Annotated in this window: 1 protein-coding gene; it reads left to right on the top strand. The window is 67.7% G+C overall.

The window, feature by feature from the left end:
- The coding region (locus CK215_RS30515; RefSeq protein WP_245418883.1) for a condensation domain-containing protein at nt 1-1,706 on the top strand (1,706 nt) is incomplete at both ends.

Below are 1,706 nucleotides of genomic sequence, written 5' to 3'. Positions count from 1 at the left end.
ATCTGGGCCGAGCTTCTGGGGCTCGATCGGGTCGGCCGCCACGACCACTTCTTCGAGCTCGGCGGCCATTCGCTGCTAGCGGTGCAGCTGATGGAGCGGTTGCGGCGGCAGTCGCTCGGGGTCGAGGTGCGCACCCTGTTGGCCCGGCCGGTGCTTTGCGATCTGGCCGCCAGCCTTGGCAGCCATAGTGAGGTGGCCGTGCCGGCCAACCTGATCGACGAGCACACTCTCGCGATCACGCCACCGATGCTGCCGCTGATCGAGCTGAGCCAGGAAGAGATCGACCGGGCGGTGGCGACTGTGCCGGGCGGGGTTGGCAACATCCAGGATATCTATGGCCTGTCGCCGCTGCAGGACGGCATCCTGTTCCATCATCTGTTGGCCGGGAAGGGCGATCCGTATCTCCTGGTCTCGCAGATGGCCTTTGCCGACCGCGCCCTGTTGGAGCGCTATCTTGATGCGGTCCAGCAAGTGGTGGACCGTCACGACGTGCTGCGCACGGCCTTTGTCTGGGAGGGACTGTCGAGCCCGGCCCAGGTGGTGTGGCGTCGTGCGCGGCTGGAGGTTGCCGAGGTCGAGCTGGACGAGAATGGCGATCCCGGTCATGAGCAACTGAAGCGCCGGTACGATCCGCGCCAATACCGCCTCGAGCTTGGCCGCGCGCCCTTGTTGCGGTTTGTGATCGCGCGCGAGCCGGGTGGCGGGCGCTGGCTGCTTTTGGAGCTGCATCATCACCTGATCGGGGATCACACCGCCTCGGAAGTGATGCGCGGCGAGGTGCGGGCGGTTCTGGAGGGTCGCTCGCATGAGCTTGGTGCGCCGCAGCCATTCCGCAATCTGGTGGCGCAGGCGCGTCTAGGAGCTTCCTCCGAAGAGCATGAAGCGTTCTTCCGGGAGATGCTGGGCGACATCGAGCAGCCGAGCCTGCCGTTCGGTTTAAGCGAGGTTCATGGCGACGGCAGCGGGGTCGGTGAGGCACATCGGATGCTGCCGGCCGCGCTCAATGATCGGCTGCGGGCGCAGGCGCGGCGGCTGGGTGTGAGCCTGGCGAGCCTCTGTCACCTGGCCTGGGGCCAGGTGGTGGCGCTGAGCAGCGGGCGCGAGAAGGTTGTGTTCGGCACGGTGCTGTTTGGCCGCATGCAGGCCGGGCCCGGCGCCGACCGCGCGCTCGGCCTGTTCATGAACACCTTGCCGGTGCGGCTCGACCTCGACGGCACCGGGGTCGAGGCCAGCGTGCGGGCCACGCACGGGCGGCTTTCGCAGCTGCTGGCGCATGAGCATGCCTCGCTGGCGCTGGCGCAGCGCTGCAGCGGCGTTGCAGCACCGGCGCCGCTGTTCAGTGCGCTCATGAACTATCGCCACAACACGCCGGCCGCCAGCACGGACGATGTCATGGCCGGCATCGAATGGCTGGGCGAGGAGGAGCGCACCAATTATCCGCTGAGCCTGTCGGTGGAGGATTTTGGCGATGCGCTCGGCCTCACCGCACAGGTGGTGGAGCCGATCTGTGGGGACCGGGTCTGCGGCTACGTGCAGCGGGCGCTCGAAGAGCTGGCCCAGGCACTGGAGCAGGCGCCCGGCAAGCCGGTGCGAGAGCTCGACATCCTGCCGGCCGCCGAGCGCGCCCATCTTTTGGAGGAGCTGAACCGGACGGAAGCGGACTATCCGTCGCACAAGTGCATCCACGAGCTGTTCGAGGCGCAGGT

The sequence above is a fragment of the Mesorhizobium sp. WSM3864 genome (genome assembly GCF_002294955.1).
Classification (GTDB): domain Bacteria; phylum Pseudomonadota; class Alphaproteobacteria; order Rhizobiales; family Rhizobiaceae; genus Mesorhizobium.
The sequence above is the reverse complement of the archived record's forward strand: the minus strand, read 5'-3'. Positions and strand labels throughout refer to the sequence as shown.